This is a genomic window from Psychrobacter sp. M17(2026), assembly GCF_055699815.1.
Window position 1 is genome coordinate 2,731,894 of sequence record NZ_CM146741.1, and the last position, 18,397, is coordinate 2,750,290.

At 43.4% G+C, this 18,397-nt stretch carries 11 protein-coding genes and 1 pseudogene; 2 read left to right on the forward strand and 10 right to left on the reverse strand.

Translation table 11 applies throughout. The features are described 5' to 3' along the window. Positions 1-803 precede the first annotated feature (803 nt). From ACR63T_RS11600 to aroK, 3 genes and pseudogenes are all read right to left on the reverse strand, one after another. Entirely contained in the window at positions 804-1,847 is a 1,044-nt protein-coding gene (locus tag ACR63T_RS11600; RefSeq protein WP_305898917.1) for a hypothetical protein, read from the reverse strand. Between the two features lie 64 nt (positions 1,848-1,911). Continuing rightward, on the reverse strand, positions 1,912-3,018 hold the full coding sequence (gene aroB, locus ACR63T_RS11605; RefSeq protein WP_472784089.1) for a 3-dehydroquinate synthase: 1,107 nt from the start codon (positions 3,016-3,018) through the stop codon (positions 1,912-1,914). A gap of 168 nt (positions 3,019-3,186) precedes the next feature. After that, positions 3,187-3,705: pseudogene (gene aroK / locus ACR63T_RS11610) on the reverse strand (shikimate kinase AroK); the annotation flags it as partial. 251 nt (positions 3,706-3,956) lie between these two features. Here aroK and ACR63T_RS11615 point away from each other — a divergent pair. Then, entirely contained in the window at positions 3,957-4,883 is a 927-nt protein-coding gene (locus ACR63T_RS11615; RefSeq protein ID WP_472783565.1) for an IS30 family transposase, read from the forward strand. A gap of 94 nt (positions 4,884-4,977) precedes the next feature. Here ACR63T_RS11615 and pilQ read toward each other — a convergent pair whose 3' ends face one another. Genes pilQ through ACR63T_RS11640 form a run of 5 tightly spaced genes read right to left on the reverse strand, consistent with a single transcriptional unit; the run spans position 4,978 to position 10,437 of the window. Further along, positions 4,978-7,413, reverse strand: a complete 2,436-nt coding sequence (gene pilQ, locus ACR63T_RS11620) for a type IV pilus secretin PilQ (RefSeq protein ID WP_472784090.1) — start codon at positions 7,411-7,413, stop codon at positions 4,978-4,980. Between the two features lie 27 nt (positions 7,414-7,440). Beyond that, on the reverse strand, positions 7,441-8,010 hold the full coding sequence (locus ACR63T_RS11625) for a pilus assembly protein PilP (RefSeq protein WP_472784091.1): 570 nt from the start codon (positions 8,008-8,010) through the stop codon (positions 7,441-7,443). Next, positions 8,010-8,723 carry a type 4a pilus biogenesis protein PilO gene (locus ACR63T_RS11630; protein ID WP_201570205.1) on the reverse strand — a complete coding sequence of 238 codons (714 nt, stop codon included), beginning with the start codon at positions 8,721-8,723 and terminating at the stop codon, positions 8,010-8,012. Before ACR63T_RS11630 ends, ACR63T_RS11625 begins: the two co-directional genes overlap by 1 nt. Further along, positions 8,720-9,382, reverse strand: a complete 663-nt coding sequence (locus ACR63T_RS11635; RefSeq protein WP_201570207.1) for a PilN domain-containing protein — start codon at positions 9,380-9,382, stop codon at positions 8,720-8,722. Before ACR63T_RS11635 ends, ACR63T_RS11630 begins: the two co-directional genes overlap by 4 nt. After that, complete coding sequence (locus ACR63T_RS11640; RefSeq protein WP_472784092.1) at positions 9,382-10,437, reverse strand: pilus assembly protein PilM; 1,056 nt, start codon at positions 10,435-10,437, stop codon at positions 9,382-9,384. The genes ACR63T_RS11635 and ACR63T_RS11640 overlap by 1 nt, the downstream gene beginning before the upstream one ends. Positions 10,438-10,629: 192 nt before the next feature. Between ACR63T_RS11640 and ACR63T_RS11645 the strand changes: the two genes are divergently transcribed. Continuing rightward, positions 10,630-13,293: a penicillin-binding protein 1A gene (locus ACR63T_RS11645; protein WP_472784093.1), complete on the forward strand. Its 2,664-nt coding sequence runs from the start codon at positions 10,630-10,632 to the stop codon at positions 13,291-13,293. A gap of 104 nt (positions 13,294-13,397) precedes the next feature. Here the strand turns inward: ACR63T_RS11645 and ACR63T_RS11650 are convergent, their stop codons facing one another. Further along, positions 13,398-13,925, reverse strand: coding sequence for a DUF6586 family protein (locus tag ACR63T_RS11650; protein ID WP_201570210.1), 528 nt, complete (start codon positions 13,923-13,925; stop codon positions 13,398-13,400). A 178-nt stretch (positions 13,926-14,103) separates the two neighbouring features. Further along, on the reverse strand, positions 14,104-18,339 hold the full coding sequence (rpoC, locus tag ACR63T_RS11655; protein WP_201570211.1) for a DNA-directed RNA polymerase subunit beta': 4,236 nt from the start codon (positions 18,337-18,339) through the stop codon (positions 14,104-14,106). Positions 18,340-18,397 lie beyond the last annotated feature (58 nt).

Sequence of the window (18,397 nt, forward strand, 5' to 3'; positions counted from 1 at the left end):
CTCTATTACGCAGGCAGAACGGGCTAATACTTAATATTCCAATAAGCGGATTAATAGATGGTGAGATGAGCAGTGATATGCTATTTTACTATATTGACAAAAATACTTGTCAACTATTCATCTGATTAAGAGATAAACTACCTTGCAACAATGGCTTGAGAACTAATAGCTTATTTTATGCCTTTATATATAACAAATCGCTTGTTGCCGTAAGAACTTATTGCAGCAAAAGCTAGGCGATTATGGGCAGTCAACTCTCAAAACTCAGTTATTTGCCAATCGCTAAATATAGATATTAGACGCTCCATATTTGAGCGTCCCAGTGGCCCAAATAAAGGGTATTAGAAGAAAAGAGATGTCTTATGCAAAAGCTTTACTCAAGTTTGCAAGTGACAGCGCTTAAAAACGTTAAGGTATAGCGAAATATTATAAAACAGCTACATTAACCGTAATTTACGATAACTATACAGAGCGTCGCCTAAAGTTATATTAGTGAATGAGAGCAAAAAAATCCAGTCTTTTCTATAAACTGTGCTGATTTTATACTCTGTCCCAAGATTAGGGTAACATGGCAAACTTGTGCAAGCACTATATTTGATAGGTTTAGCGAGTTTAGCATTGTCAATCGTATTCTTGGGTTTGCTATTAGTTATAAAATAAAATTAGATGGATAGGGGCTGTATAAAAAAATCTCAATCACCAGTTAGCGATTGAGATTTTTGGCTATGGAAAATCACTATTAACCATAGCTTTAATAAAGATTGATAAATAAAAAATAAATAAATAGCAGCTAATTAAGAGAATTACTCACTTTTCTCCTCTATTAGCTCTTTCATGCTATCAGTATTGTTTTTGCTACCGGCTTTATCCGTATTTGCTACTGGCTTTTTAGGACTACTCTCTTGCGGTTTACTCGGGTTAGTCGCTGAGCTTGGCGGTTTGGGTGTGGCAACTACTGGCGGTTTTTTCACCTCTTGCTTAGCAGGCGGCACATCGTTTTCAGATGATAAGATGCGCTCTTCATTGACGGTTAAAGTCTCCGAATTGTCGTTTGACTGGCGAATACTTTCCGCATTATTATTGTTGTTATTACTATTATTAGTAGATGTTTGGCTGGCAGTAGTAGCACTGTCATCGCTGTTGTCCTTAACAATGACTGGCGCTCTTTGACGAACGGGCACTTCACGCTTTGTAGGCTTGAGCTTGACGGATCGGGTGCGTTTAGTGCTCAGATCCTTGATAGGCTGCGGACGCTCATAATTGTCTATGATACTGACGTAACGATTGACCTCTTCAGGTAATACCCGTACATCAGCAGGCAGGCCAAAATCTATCAGCTTTGCGCCACCTACCGCCTCTTGTGGACTACTCATGAGACCATACGTGAGCATATAACGTATCTTATTGTCCTCATCACGATAGCGAAAATAGGCAAATTTCTTGCGATCTTTGCGCCCTTCTAAATAGCTGACGATGACATCGTTCTCAGCCACATTCATCACTTGCACGGTCCATTTACCTTTATTGGCAAGCAAGTAGCCTTTGTCTTTGAACTCATCAGGATAATTGCGTAGATCACGTACGGTATCTTCGAAGTTAATCGGTTGTACATCAGCATCAAGCTCGTGTAATGACTCAATAGATAGCGGTTGCTCAAGCTCGCTGGCGGTGACTTGCGGCGTGGCGATAGGCGCGTTTTCAATCTTGGCACCAATTGCAGGCGTTTGGCTGGCCATCCAAACCAAAGCAGTTACCACTCCTAGTAGTAATGTCACCATCAACCAAATTAATGCTTGGCGACGATATGACTTACTATTAGAGCGAGTCGTTGAGCTCGAGTGGGCCATGAGAATTTCCTTGAAAAGGTATAAAAGGCAACTTTAAAATAGCTTTATTATAAGCCAGCATTCATTAATGCTGTTGTGACAATACGTCAGTAAGCAGTTGATTATCGAAGTCAGTAGTCAATACCGCTTTACCTAGTGATTTTAACAAAATAAGACGGATTTGTCCTTGTTTGACTTTTTTATCATGCCCCATCAGGCTAAGCGCAGTCTCTAGTGCTATAGGCGGTGGTGTAATCGGTAGATTGGCCAAGATCAATACTCGCTTTACGCGTGCTACATCTGCATCGCTTATCCAGCCAAGCTTATGTGATAGTTGAGCAGCTTGCACCATACCTGCTGCCACCGCCTCACCATGTAACCACTTGCCATAGCCCTCATGGGTCTCAATGACATGACCAAAGGTATGACCAAAGTTCAATATGGCTCTTATCCCCGATTCGCGCTCATCTTGCGCCACGATGTCGGCTTTATACTGGCAGCAGCGCTTTACCGCTATAGCTAATACTTCCAAATCTAGCGCTATCATCGCAGGCAGATTATCCTCAAGCCAGCTTAAAAACTCAATATCCATAATAAGCGCGTACTTGATCACCTCAGCTAGCCCTGCCGAGAGCTCGCGGGCTGGCAAAGTTTGCAAAGTATTCATATCTGCCAGCACCATCTGCGGCTGCCAAAATGCACCAATCATGTTTTTGCCTTGGCGGTGATTGATACCTGTTTTACCACCGACACTTGAATCTACTTGTGATAACAGCGTCGTTGGTATTTGGATAAAATTGACCCCGCGCATAAAGCTGGCGGCCGCAAAACCCGTCATATCGCCGATCACTCCACCACCAAGTGCGATCAAGGTTACATCACGATTGAAGTGCTGCGCCATAAGCACGTCATATATTTTATTGATGCTGGACTGATTCTTATACTGCTCACCATCAGGCAAAATACAGACTGCAACTGTAAACTGAGTCTCTAGCTGTGCTTGCAGTCTTGCTAGATATAGTGGCGCTACCGTATCATTAGTGACGATCAATACTTGCCTAGCGCTAATAAAAGGAGTGATTTGCGCTGCCATGTCGCCTATATCCGTAGCGTTTTGCGCAGTGATGACTATCGGGTAATCATGACTTTGAGTATGTACACTTAAGCTATCATCAACCAAATTGGGGCTCATGTTATACTCCTAGTATTCTATTGTCTGCAAAGGTAAATATTTACCTTACTATTTTTTTGACACAAAACCAATATTGATACTATTGTCAATATTGGTATCTATATCTGTATTTATACCAGCCTTAGCATCGGCAATAGAGGCTAAAACTTCCGCCCCATTTTCACTAAAAAAAATCTCCAGCTGTCGCAATAATTGATTGACCATATACCGTGGATAAGTATGACCTGTAGGCATAATAATATGCGCGATTTGCCGGTATAAGGGATCACGTATTAGGTAGAGATTTTGTAATATTTGGCGAGGATTGGGCTGTTGCAATAGCGGTCGCGACTTATCTTTTGCAGTACGTATCATCTGCACATCGACTGAGGCATTTAAATACACGACGACGCCGCGCTCATGCAAAAACTTTCTATTTTCAGCAGATATAACGGCGCCGCCGCCCGTTGCAAGGACGATTTGACTGTGCCGAGTTAGCTCATCGATAGCTCGAGTTTCGCGTACTCTAAACCCAGCTTCCCCTTCTTTAGCAAATATCCAAGCAATATCAGCGCCTGTCTGCGATTCGATATACCAGTCACTATCTACAAACTCGCGACTCAGCTGTTTGGCAAGCAGTCGACCTATCGTCGTTTTCCCCGATCCCATCGGCCCTACTAAGAATACCGAAGGTAACTCCTTCAACATAATACTCACTCAGATAAATTAGCTATGATACAACGTCAGTAATATTCTGGCTAGTGATGTAATTCACTATTCACGATAAAAGCCTGTACGCGATAAAAGCTTACTCACGATAAAAATCGCTATTACACCTCAAGCCCATCTATATTTCTTAGATTAACACATGAAGTGCAATATCAAATGCGAGGTGAAAAAAAGACCTAGATGCGCTAGCATCAAAGTCTTTATCCACCGACCAAAGTGAGATTGCAACCATGAACTATACACATCTAAGCCTAGGAGAACGATACCAGATTTATGCCCTTATAGGGGCAGAACATAGTATTAAATTTATAGCTGACACATTAGGAAGAAGTCCTAGCACCATATCAAGAGAGATCAGACGCAATAAAAGCCTTCGAGGTTACCGAGCTAATCATGCTAATAACAAGGCTTGTGACAGACGCTCTAACAATGCTTTCACTATCATCGCTGATGTATGGGATTGGGTCACAGACAAGCTAAAAGACAGCTGGAGTCCTGAACAAATAGCCGGAGTTCATGGTGGTATTAGTCACATGAGCATCTATCGCTATATCTGGAGGGACAAGAGACAAGGCGGCAGGTTATGGCAGTATCTCAGACGCAAAGCCAAACCTTACCGTAAGCGACTAACGGCTGAGACCCGAGGCCGTATCAACGACAGAGTCTCGATTCATGAGCGCCCTTGTATTGTGGAAGAACGATCACGTATTGGTGACTGGGAAGCGGATACCGTTATCGGTCAGCATCACAAGCAAGCGATTGTAACGCTCGTTGAACGTAAAACAGGACTGCTTAAAATGAAGCGTGTGGGTCATAAAACGGCACAGCAAGTATCAGAGGCAATGATAGGTATCCTAAAGCCAGTGAAGTTACAGGTTAAGACCATTACCTCTGACAATGGTAAAGAGTTTGCTCAGCATAAGAAGGTGAAACAAAAGCTCTTTAGCGCTTTCTTCTTTGCCGATGCTTATGCGTCATGGCAGCGAGGAACCAACGAGAATACTAACGGCTTAATCAGAGAGTTCTTGCCTAAGGGTTGTGACTTTAGACAAGTCTCTGATAATGAGATACAGGACATTGAGAATAAACTAAACAACAGACCAAGAAAACGCTTAGGGTTTAAAACGCCTATGCAGGCGTTCTATAATATTAATTAGCGTTGCACTTGGTGTGTTAATCTAAGTTTTATAAAAATTTCCCATAAAAAAACAAGCCGTTAAGCTTGCTTCGTTATGTCACTTTATAGCTAGTTTATTCTAAACGGCTTATGCCATCGTTGACTAATCTAGTGGTAATGAAGATCAGTAGCTCTTCTTTATTGTTGCTGCGTACATCACGGCGGAAAGCACGACCAATATAAGGTAAATCGCCTAAGAACGGGACTTTGGTTACCTCATTATTAGTACGGTTTTTGAATACACCGCCCAATACAATAGTTTGTCCATCTTCAACAATGACATTGGTTGAGATGGAGTCCTCAGAGATAGCAACCTGATTATTAATAATGGTCGGCGTGCCGTTAGTAATCAAGAGTTGCAGACCAATTTTGCCGTCAGGGGTGATATTTGGTGTGGCCTCAAGACTTAAAGCAGCCTCTCTAAAGCTAGTCGTCGTTGCCCCACTGGCGGCCGCCTCTTGATAAGGTATCTGCGTACCTGATGAGACTTTTGCCGTTTGTTTATCGGCAGTCAAAATCTTCGGTGTTGAGATGACTTCACCGCGATTATCGGCTTGCAGGGCTGAGAGCTCAAGATCTAACATCAAGTCTGAGATACCAAGTAAACCAAAAGCAATACTACCAGCAGGGTTACTGACGCCTAGATCAACGTTTAAGTTGTCAGGACGACTGATGTTATAAGAGGGATAAGAGACCGTTTGACCATTAACTGTGGTCGTCTCAATATCGAAATCTTTAAGATCGGCAAGCGTCTGCTGACTGCCACCAACTAGCAAGTTACGGTTATTAGCCGCACCATTTGATAATATGCCCCAGCTTACGCCAATCTCTTTACTAAAGGTGTCTGTAGCGCTAACGATACGGGCTTCAATCATCACCTGACGTACTGGAATGTCGATCTTGCCTATGAGTTTACGAATGTTTTCGATACTATCGGCGACATCTTGAATAATCAAAGTATTGGTACGCTTATCAATCGTTACCGTACCACGATTAGATAATAACGTATTATTATCCTGACTATTTAAATTGTTGTTAGTGCTACCTAAGCCACCATTACCAGAGGGACCACTACCATCAGAGATCAACGTTAGCACATCCTCAGCGCGGGCATAGCTTAGACGAATGTATTCCGTTCTCAGTGGTGAAAAGGCTTCGACAGCTTGTTGCGCTGCAAGCTCCTGTGCTTCTTGTTCTGCAAGCTCAGTCGCAGGAGCGACTAAGATCACATTACCGTTTTCACGCTTGCCTAAATTTTTACTTTTGAGGATAATGTCTAATGCCTGATCCCAAGGTACGTTAATCAGACGCAAAGTAATATTGCCAGCGACTGAGTCACTTGCGACAACGTTCAACTCCGTAAACTGCGCTAAGATATCGAGCACACTACGAATCTCAACATCTTGGAATTCCATAGATAGCGCTTCACCAGTATAGACTCTCTCCTCAAGCGTAGGCTCAGTCAATAATTCAGGTTTGCTAATTGTTATATTAAGCTGGTTACCTGATTGATAAGCTTGATACTCATAATCACCATTCATATTAATAGTGATAACACCATTTTGACCTTGGTTTTTGGTATCAATACCCGCCACTAGACCGCTATTGACATTAAGACGTCGTAGCAAATTTCTTGGGACAGTACTACCAGTCATACGTACGATCAGCTTATTACCTTGACGCTGTACATCGATAGGAATGGCTTCATTGACTAAAGCAATACTAATATTACCACCACCATCACCGCCTGCTGCAAAATTCAGTGCGCTTAAACCATCATAGCTGTACTGCTGGGCAACTTGAGTAGCGGCAAGCCTAGGGTCTAGTAACGGGTTGACTCGCACGATCATCGTATCAGCGGGTACGGTATTAGCATTGACTCGTACTTGAGTGTTGTTAGTAGTAGTGCCAGCAATAATAGGCGTACTAGGCACGACCTCAACGCTAGTCTCAATAATAGGGGTGACAACAGGATTGGTTACTAGAGTATCAACTCCGCGGACAGGTGTTACCGTATTCACAGGTATTACAGTCCTAATAGGATCTACAATCGCTACGGCTTGATTAGGCTCGGTAATAGTTAACAATAAATCATTACCACTTACGACAGTTGTATAGTTACCGGTTTGCTTTAGGCCCACAATCATCCTTGTGGTACTGTCATTATTAAGCGTTGTAATCTCGTTAACCATGCCAATATTATAATCGGTAAAGCGGCTGGCAAGGCCGTTTTGTACTTGCTCAAAGTCTAATACCAAACGACTAGGATCATCCAACTGATAAGCAGCTGGCAAAACAGGCGCCTCGCCAAAGCCTAAACGTAACTGAGTCACTGTAGGCGCTGTTTGTACCACTGATACGCTGTTAATGCGCGGCTCAGCATAAACATTGCTGCTGATCGCCATCATGCTGACTGCCAGTACTGGCATGACAAAGCTACAGGTAGAGATCGCAAGGCTCGTGGATACGCGGTTACTCATGCTCTTTACCTTAGTATTGCGTGATGTCATTATTCATTCCTCAAAAAAAACGCCTACTTAGTTTATAGGAGAAACCAGCGACTGTGGTTTTTCAACAAATCCAGCACGGCTATCAGGCACAATTTCAATCAAATTAATCTGGGTTGGCGTAATCTCAACAATGCGACCATCGTTCAAGCCAATATAATCCCCAACTTTAACGTTGGCAATAGAGCCATCAGGACGCTGTATGAGCGCATACTGCTGACCCTCAGGAGATACCAGTACTCCACGAAAAGTCATTTGCGCCAGCTCATACTGCTCCAAAGGCTCTTTGACACGAGTGACATCAGGACGTATACCATCAATAGCCGAAGTAGCACCCTGCACATTAACTAAGCTTGGGGGTAGAAATGGGCTACGTAGCAAGTTAGCGCCGTAGACAAAATCCTCAACCAACTGTGGTGGTGGTGGCGGTTCAATAGGCTGAGACATCTCATTGCGAATATTATCCATCGCTTGCGCAGCCATACCGACACGGTCACTACAACCTGTCATCCCTAACACTATAATGCTTAGCGCGGTCAACATAGGTGCTTGCTTTATACTAGTACAGCATTGCCTAATATCTAGTTGCTTAAGTTTCATTAGTTGCTCTCCTCAGCCACATCAGCTGGGTCTTTTTCCACTATTTCTTTTGAGCGATAAGTTTTGGTTTGTAGTACTAAGTTTAGCTCAGGAATAGCCTCTAAAGTCGGCTGCGGATTACTAACCTCAAAATCGTGCATCGTAATAATACGGGGCAAAGCGGCAAGTCCACTCAAGAAGCTACCGAACTGATGATACTCACCTAAAGCGGCAATTCGAATCGGCTGTTCAATAAAGAACTCATTTTCAATTTCAGGCTCAACAGAGATATCCTGAAAGCGAATATTACTCCCGACACCCGTCATATTAATGCCCTCTACTAGCTCTGATACCCGAGTTTCTTTAGGCAGTTGATCTAATAGGGTTTTGAACTCAATCTCCATTTGAGCCACTTGAATTTTATAGGCTTGCAGGTGGCGTGCGCGTGATTCTTTTTTTCGATAACTATCCAGTAATACTTGCTGTTCACTCTCCGACGCTTTAATCTCATCTATTTTATTACTAATAGGTAATGCCCAAGCTAAGGCTGCAATAAAAGCCACAATAAACACTAACACTGTGACTTTGACAGCAACAGGCCAGCTACCGTAGTTTTCAGTATCTAAGGACTCAAAGCTACGACGGAAATCTGTAAAATTAAAGCCGGGGCTTACAGGCTTTGCGCCACTATTATTTTGTTTTTTTAATCGTAACTTTTTGCGGGTAAGCTTCATGGGTTACCTCCAGTTTCAGCGGTAACGGTTGCAGTTGAGACTGGTGCAGAGCTTACAGACTGTGCTTGAGTGGTGATCACAAACTGCACATAACTGTCTTCAGGATAGACAGGTCGAGGCGCCTCGCCGGTCGTCACCGTAGTATTAAGCTCAGGTGTGGGTTGATAAGCGGTGATGTTTTGCTGAATATTACGTACCGCTGAGTTGCCCATCCAACTGCTACTATCCAAATTACGAATCAAGCTTGATACTACGTTAGGATTATCAGCCAACCCTGTTAAGGTAATCAAATCGCCTTCGCGTTTTAAATTATTCAGATACAGTGCGGGTGGAATAGCCTTAGCGATATCATCCCATAGGCGTACAGGCACTGGACGACGACCCTGCAAATCCTGAATAACCGACATACGCGAAATAATATCCGCGCGGCGTTGCTCCAAACTGTCGATCTCAACTAGAGCGGCATCTAAGCGATTATTCTCTTGGGTGATTAGCGCATTAGCATCGCGCTGCTCTTCAAGCTCATTATTGAAATAGCTCCAAGTTGCCAGTGCTGCTATTAAAGCTAATAGCGTGACTGCCGCCACTAAAGTAATGAACTCTTTGTTGCGACGCAGGCGCTCCTCAGCACGCCATGGCAATAGATTAATAGTTGGCATCAGTCAAAGCTCCTTAAAGACAGACCACATGCTGCCATCAAACTTGGAGCATCAACAGCCAGCTGCTCGCTGTCTATAAAGGGATCTATGGTCATATTAATAAAAGGATTGGCAACGCTCACGGGTACACCAAGTCTTTGTTGTACCATGCCATATAGCCCAGGAATAGAGCTACTACCCCCTGCAAGCACGACGTGATCTACATTATTATATTGACTAGAAGAGAAGTAAAACTGTAGCGAACGATTTATCTGTTGGATAACGTTTTCCATAAATGGCGTTAGAATCTCTAGGTAATAATCATCTGGTAAAGTGTGCTCACGCTTATTAATAGTTGCCTCTTCAAACGATAAGCCGTAGCGATTTTGAATAGCCTCCGTCAGCTGCATACCACCAAATAACTGCTCACGGCTATAGACAAACTCGCCATTTTTGGCAATATATAAAGTCGTCTGATTATGGCCAATATCGATCAGAGCCACCAATTCAGGTATACCTGGTAAGCTGTCTACCATGAGACCAAAAGCCCGCTCTATGGCATGCGACTCAATATCCATAATTTTGGTTTCAAGACCACCAAAAGCTAGTGCATCAACACGTTGATCAACGTTTTCTGAGCGTGAGGCGGCAAGCAGCACTTGTACTAATTTGTCATCAACTATTGAGGGACCAAGCACTTCAAAATCTAGATTCACCTCTTCCAAGGGGTAAGGAATATACTGATCAGCATCTAGCCGTATTTGTGCTTCACGCTCAACATCGGTAAGCGCGACATCCATATCAATAATCTTAGTAATAACTGCTGAGCCTGCAACAGAGGTTGCTGCTTGACTACCTGCTACTTGCCCACGCTTGACTACTCTAGCAACCGACTCACCTACAATTTCAGTATCAACAATTATTTTATCAACGACTGCGCCCACAGGTAATGCTTCTACTGCATAAGACTTCAGGTGAAAAAGGCCTTGCTGACGTTGGATATTTACCATCTTTACAGAAGTAGAACTAATGTCCAGTCCTATTAGATGTCGACTCTTAGAAGAGAATAGCCTCACAAATTCTACACCTTATATAAAATTTACGTTCTGACAGTTGTTCGTGACATTCGACTACAATACTTTACTTAACTCTTACTATCAAGCGAATATAGATGGGCGGAAAGTAATTTACACATTTATTATGCCTTAGACATTTTGTTCAAGGTATAATAAAGTATTTATAGCAAAATTTAACCGATAAGTCTTCTTATGACCACAAAAAATGCCTCTGCTCGTCTTCTCCGCTTTTTCGTAGGGCTTTTTATTGCCTGTCTTGCGTTAGCGGTCATCTTGACACTGGCTGTACCTATCGGTTTTTATGGTATGGCAATGTACCTATCGCCCACCCTGCCAAGCTTGCAAGAGATTAAGACAGCCAGCCTAGAGATGCCGTTACAGATCTATAGTAGCGATGATAAATTAATCGGCCAGTACGGCAATCGTTTATCTTTACCTGTTAAATATGATGAAATTCCAGAAAATCTGACTAATGCTTTTCTAGCAGCCGAAGACGCTTCGTTTTTTCAACATAGTGGTATCAGTATAAAAGGTCTTGGACGAGCCGTCACCGAAGTGGTCACTGATGATGAAGGTCAAACAGGTGGTTCTACTATCACTATGCAAGTTGCAAAAAACTACTTTTTAAGCTCTGAGCGTACTTTAAACCGAAAATTGACTGAGCTGTTTTTGGCACGAAAAATGGAGGATGAGCTCAGTAAGGATGAGATTCTAACCTTATATGTCAACAAAATTTATTTAGGTGAGGGCGCTTACGGCATTCGTGCAGCCGCTAGAAAATACTATAGTAAATCCCTAGATAATCTTAATATCGCTGAAATGGCAATGCTAGCAGGCCTGCCAAAAGCGCCATCGAAGTATAATCCAGTAGCGAACCCAAGTCGAGCACTTACTCGACGCAACTGGATTATTGGTCGGATGTATGAGCTGAACTATATTAATAAAGCTCAACGTGATGAAGCCGTAAGCTCGCCTATTAACCTCAATCTTTATCAAGAAAAGCTCGATGTCAATATGCCTTATTTGGCAGAGATGACACGGTATGCTTTGGTTAGTCGCTATGGTGAACAGGTTGTTAATGGCGGGTGGCGGGTGCGTCTTACGGTTGATAGTCAAGCACAAATAGATGCAGAAAAAGCAGTGTTAAAAGGTTTAATTGATTATGATCATCGTCATGGCTGGCGTGGAGCCGAAGCGAACGATGAACCATTAGAGAACTTCAGTCGTTACAGCAATATGTCGCCTGCTAAAGTTACTAAGGTCAGTTCTCGAAGCTTCGATGCGCTCATGTTGTCTGGCGAGACTGTCACCGTTAACTGGTCAGGTATGCGCTGGGCACGTAAATACATCTCTGCCGATCGCTTTGGTAATTCGCCAAGCAACGCGGCGCAAATCGTTAATGAAGACGATATTATTCGTCTGGTTCCAACCGATAGCGGTAATTGGCAATTGGCGCAAATACCTGACGTACAAGGCAGCTTAGTCTCCTTAGATCCTGAAACAGGTGCGGTCAACGCTCTAGTGGGTGGATTTGATTTTAATCACAGTAAGTTCAACCGTGCGGTACAAGGTTGGCGTCAGCCTGGCTCGACTATTAAGCCTTTAGTCTATACCGCAGCTTTAGAAAAAGGCTACCGTCCTGACAGTATAGTCTCTGATCAACCTATCCAAGTGGGCGATTGGAAACCCAAAAACTCAGATGGGCGCTTTTTGGGCGATATCACTTTACGCCGTGGGCTTTATTTATCACGTAACTTAGTTTCCATTCGTCTATTGCAAGCTATAGGTATCTCAGATGCCCGTAATCTGCTAGATCAATTCGGTTTAGACAAAGAAAAACTACCGACTACTTTGTCGCTCGCGCTTGGTGCAGGTCAAGCCACTACTTTGCAGATGGCTACTGCCTACGCCACCTTTGCTAACGGTGGACATCGTGTTCAGCCCTACTTTATTGAGCAGATATATAATTACGATAATAAGCTACTGTTTCAAGCCAACCCACAACGAGCTTGTGCCTTATGCTTTAATGAGCAGCTTGAAGAAGCAAACCTTGAACTCGTAGAGAACTATAATAAAACAGATGAAGAAATAGCTGCCAATGATGATAGCGCAACAGACGAAAATAATTTAGAAGTCACAACAGATGCAGCGACGGAGCCTACAACAGTCAAACCTATCGATTTAAGTATTTATAATGCGACTCCTGATGCTGATCGTCTCAAAGCACCAGTAATACAGTATGTTACAGCGACTCAAGCACCACGTATTCTACAACCAAGGGTTGCTTTTGAGATGGCGAATATCTTACGTGATGTGGTACAGCGCGGTACTGCGGTTCGAGCTCGCTCTCTTGGCCGTGATGATATCGGTGGTAAAACAGGTACTACCAATGAAGCTAAAGATGCTTGGTTTGCAGGCTTTCATCCGACCAACGCTACCATTGTATGGATGGGTTTCGATCAGCCCTCAACGCTAGGTCGACGCGAATATGGCGGTGTAGCAGCCCTGCCCGTTTGGGTGGACTTTATGCGCGCGCAACTGAAAGACACCCCTCGTCAATGGGTATCTACCAGCAATAAGTCAAAGTCTAAAAAGCAAAAACAGCGTGTTATTGAGATGACTGATGATGGCGTAACAACCACCAGTGGTGATGAAGAAGAAGGCACGGCTAGTACCTCTACCAAACCAATCAAACCTAAAACCCAACAGCGCAAGCCGACAGAGCCTGAGATAAATCCTGAGGATAGTGAGGTGGTCATAGAAAATAGCGGCCTACCTACTCAGCGCTCTGATAGATCAACGCCAAATCGTCTAGCAGCAACACCAGTATCACAATTGCCTCCTATGCCTGAATAATAGGGCGTGTTGCTAATAAAAAAGGGTGCACTCATTTAATGAATGCACCCTTTTTTATTTCAGATAAAGCCCATATAGCCTACTATTGATATATAAATAACCTATTAAAACTCTACCATCCCTGCTCGCAGCTGATCAATAAGCACTAAAAACTGCTGACGCCATTCACGAATAGTGGCATCATCAGGCAGCCATTGATTTGATAATGTCACTACGTTTACAATCAGATCTCGTGGTTCATTCTCTGTATTAGCGACAGGTTGCGTAGCGAGCTCATCAGGCTGCACTGCATATAGGCAGCGCTGATAAGCACGTTCAACATTAGCCAAAAATCCTTGCTGCTGCAATTGTTGTAGACGTTGTATCTCTGGTGAGACTTGTGTGCGCACACTCAGTGCTTGTTCAATATCTATTAAAGCTGGCTGAGCAATAGTTAGGCCATAAAAGTGACCCAATTCTTGTAAAAAAGCTAAATAAGTCCCGTATAAGTGAAAAATAGCCGTCTCACAATGCGCTTGATAAAGCTGCTTATCAACACTATCACCTGCGGCTTGACAGGCCAGCCTACAAAAATATAGCTTTTGATTGGTACGATCTGCTTGATATTTAGCAACACGAGTTTTGCCTGCCATGGGTTTATTATCCTTATAAGTGATTAGCTATTCTTCTTGGTTATAAAATCGATTACAAATCTTAGTGTACTATTTTTTACTCTACGTTTCTCGCAAAATACCTCGATTTTGAAAGGTAAAAAAGCCAGCTATGTAGCTGGCTTTTTTATTACTGGAATATTGTAGCTAAAGCAAAATATTAATTATCTTGATTAAGCTCTTGAGCAAAGGCTTCATCAAAGCTGGCAAAGTCTTTATTATCACCTGTCGCAGTATTCATATCAAACGCAGCACTATCAAAAGAGGCGTTTAAGTCTTTATCTTGCAGTTTTTGATCGGCTTTATCTTTACGAGCTTTATGATAAGCCAAACCTGTACCTGCTGGGATCAAACGACCGACTACCACGTTTTCTTTCAAACCGCGTAGCTCATCAACCTTACCTGTTACCGCAGCGGCTGTTAGCACGCGTGTGGTTTCTTGGAAGGAAGCTGCTGAGATAAAGCTTTCAGTAGCCAAACTCGCTTTGGTGATACCTAGCAATTGACGCTCGTATTGTACTGGGAACTTATCTTCCGCCTCGAGCTTAGCATTAAGCGCTCTGATATCAACATACTCAACCTGATCGCCTTTAAAGTGACTAGAGTCACCAGCATCGGTAATCTCAACTTTACGCAACATCTGACGAATGATGACTTCGATATGCTTATCGTTGATTTTCACACCTTGCAGGCGGTAAACATCTTGCACTTCGTTAACGATATAATCAGCAAGCGCCGTTTGACCTTTTAGACGTAAGATGTCATGCGGGTTTTGTGGACCATCAGCGATCACTTCACCACGTGCTACCGTCTCGTTCTCAAAGACGTTGATTTGACGCCATTTTGGGATCAGCTCTTCATGCACTTCACCATCTTCATTAGTGATAATGAAGCGGTTTTTGCCTTTAGTTTCTTTGCCAAAGCTCACCACACCTGTCATCTCTGCCATAATGGCATGATCTTTTGGACGGCGTGCTTCGAATAGATCAGCAACTCGTGGCAAACCACCTGTGATATCTTTAGTACCTGAAGACGCTTGTGGTACACGGCCTAGGATAGAACCTGCTGCTACTTTTTCGCCATCGCTAACCCGAATAATCGTCTCAGCAGGTAAGAAGTAAACGACTTCTTTGCCAGCATCAGTATTCAAGATAATAGCGGGACGCAAGTCTTTGGCATTGCTTGAACGGTCACGAGTCGCTAAAATTTCAAACGAGCTCATACCAGTGGCATCATCAACTTTTACCGTCGCTGTCATACCATCGGTGATATCACTAAAGCGTGCTTTACCAGCAAATTCTGTGATAATAGGATGCGTATGCGGATCCCACTTAGCGATAGTCTGACCGCCTTCGACTTGATCTTCGTTTTTGACAAGTACGCTTGAACCATAAGGTACTTTATAGCGCTCACGCTCACGACCTAACTCATCAGTTAAAGCAATTTCAGCTGAACGAGAGACGATAACTAAGTGACCATCAACGTGCTCAACCGTTTTCATATTCTCAAAATGTACTTGACCACCATTACGTACAGAGATGCTATTGTCCACAGAAGCTGAGCTTGCTGCCCCGCCTACGTGGAACGTACGCATGGTTAGCTGAGTACCTGGCTCACCGATAGACTGCGCTGCCATGACACCAACTGACTCACCGATGTTGACTTTATGACCACGAGCAAGGTCACGGCCATAACACTGGGCACACACACCATGTGCGATATCACAGGTAATCACTGAACGAACCCAGATATCATCGATAGCGTTATCATCAAGCACGTCAACCCAATGCTCATCGATTAAAGTACCCGCTGGAATGAGGATTTTATCAGCATCGTCGTTATAGGTGACATCACGTGAAGTGACACGACCTAGTACTAAGTCACCAAGCTTTTCAATGATCTCGCCACCCTGAATGTGCGGGGTCATTAGCAAGCCAACTTCAGTACCACAATCATCACTAGTGATAACCAAATCTTGTGCCACATCGACTAAACGACGAGTCAAGTAGCCTGAGTTAGCTGTTTTCAATGCGGTATCGGCTAGACCTTTACGCGCACCGTGAGTCGAGATAAAGTACTGAAGTACGGTCAAGCCTTCACGGAAGTTAGCTTTAATAGGCGTCTCAATAATAGAGCCATCTGGTTTTGCCATCAAACCACGCATACCAGCCAACTGACGAATCTGCGCGGCACTACCACGAGCACCAGAGTCTGACATGATAAAGATTGAGTTAAAAGATTTTTGCTCTTCCTCTTCACCTTTTGAGTTCATGACTTTATCAGTGGCTAAGTTATCCATCATCGCTTTGGCGACTTTATCATTGGTACGTGACCAGATATCGACCACTTTGTTATAGCGCTCACCAGCAGTCACAAAACCTTGCTCAAACTGATCTTCGATTTCGCGAACTTCTGCTTCTGCGACACCGATGATTTGTTTTTTACTTGGCGGAATAACCATGTCATCAAGGCAGATAGAAACCCCTGATAACGTCGCTTGCGCAAAACCTAAGTACATTAATTGGTCAGCGAACATAACGCTGTCTTTAACACCTAAGTTACGATAGCAAGAGTTAATCAATTTTGAGATATTTTTCTTAGTCATCTCTTGATTACACTCTTCAAACGCCATACCTTCAGGCATGATGTTCCAGATAAGCAAACGGCCTGCAACAGTATCTTTTAAAGATACGGTATAAGTCGCATTACCATCAGCATCAAAAACAGTTTCTTTTACGCGTACTTTAATTTTTGCATTGACATGTAAGTCATTAGAGCCAATAGCGCGCAGAGCCTCGTTAACCGTCGAGAATATCATGCCCTCGCCTTTGACGTTGACTGATGAGCGGCTGATATAGTAAAGACCCAATACCACATCTTGTGACGGTACAATAATCGGATCACCGTTAGCAGGTGACAAGATATTATTAGTCGACATCATAAGGGCACGTGATTCAAGCTGCGCCTCTAGCGTCAATGGCACATGAACGGCCATTTGGTCACCATCAAAATCGGCGTTAAACGCGGTACAAACCAATGGATGCAACTGAATTGCTTTACCTTCGATTAGTACTGGCTCAAATGCCTGTAGACCCAAACGGTGAAGCGTTGGTGCACGGTTAAGCAGTACTGGATGCTCACGGATAACCATGGCCAGCATATCCCACACTTGTGGCTCTTCACGCTCTACCATCTTTTTGGCAGCTTTAATCGTCGTTGCCAAACCATGAGACAATAGCTTGTTATAAGTAAATGGCTTGAATAGTTCAAGTGCCATTTTCTTCGGTAGACCACACTGATGTAGACGTAGTGTTGGACCTACAACGATAACCGAACGGCCAGAGTAATCGACACGCTTACCCAATAAGTTCTGACGGAAACGACCTTGCTTACCTTTGATCATATCTGCCAAAGATTTCAATGGACGCTTATTACTACCAGTAATGGCACGACCGCGACGACCGTTATCAAGCAATGCATCTACTGATTCTTGCAACATACGTTTTTCGTTACGTACAATGATATCAGGAGCGCTTAGCTCAAGCAGACGCTTTAGACGGTTGTTACGGTTGATCACGCGGCGATACAAGTCGTTTAGATCTGATGTTGCAAAACGACCCCCTTCTAGTGGTACTAGAGGACGCAAATCTGGTGGTAGTACTGGTAAGATGTTCATTACCATCCACTCAGGCTTATTATTAGAATCACGGAATGCTTCTAATAGCTTAAGACGCTTAGACATCTTTTTAAGCTTAGTCTCAGAACCTGTTTGCGGAATCACTTCACGCAGCTCATCAATCTCGATATCAAGATCGATATCTTTGAGCAAGTCTTGAACCGCTTCTGCACCCATCTTAGCGACAAACTCGTCGCCAAACTCTTCAAGGGCACGATAATAATCTTCATCGTCAAGTAGCTGGTATTTCTCTAAAGAAGTTAAACCAGGTTCAGTGACGATATAGCTTTCAAAATAAAGCACACGCTCGATATCGCGAAGCGTCATGTCTAGCAATAGACCGATGCGGCTTGGTAATGATTTTAAGAACCAAATATGCGCAACAGGACTGGCTAGGTCAATATGACCCATGCGGTCACGACGCACTTTTGCAGTAGTGACTTCGACGCCACATTTTTCACAGATAACGCCTTGGAATTTACGGCGCTTGTACTTGCCACAGAGACATTCAAAGTCTTTTACAGGGCCAAAAATTTTGGCACAGAATAGACCATCACGCTCAGGCTTGAAGGTACGATAGTTAATCGTCTCAGGTTTTTTGACTTCACCATGCGACCATGACTTAATGACGTCAGGCGAGGCTAAAGTAATTTGGATACTGTCAAACTCATGGTTACCATTGCTGGTAGGGCTTTGCATGATATCGAGTAAATCTTTCAAGTTGCTTCTCCGTTATCTCTATAATCATCTGTTAGCGTTGTCACTATTATTATAATGG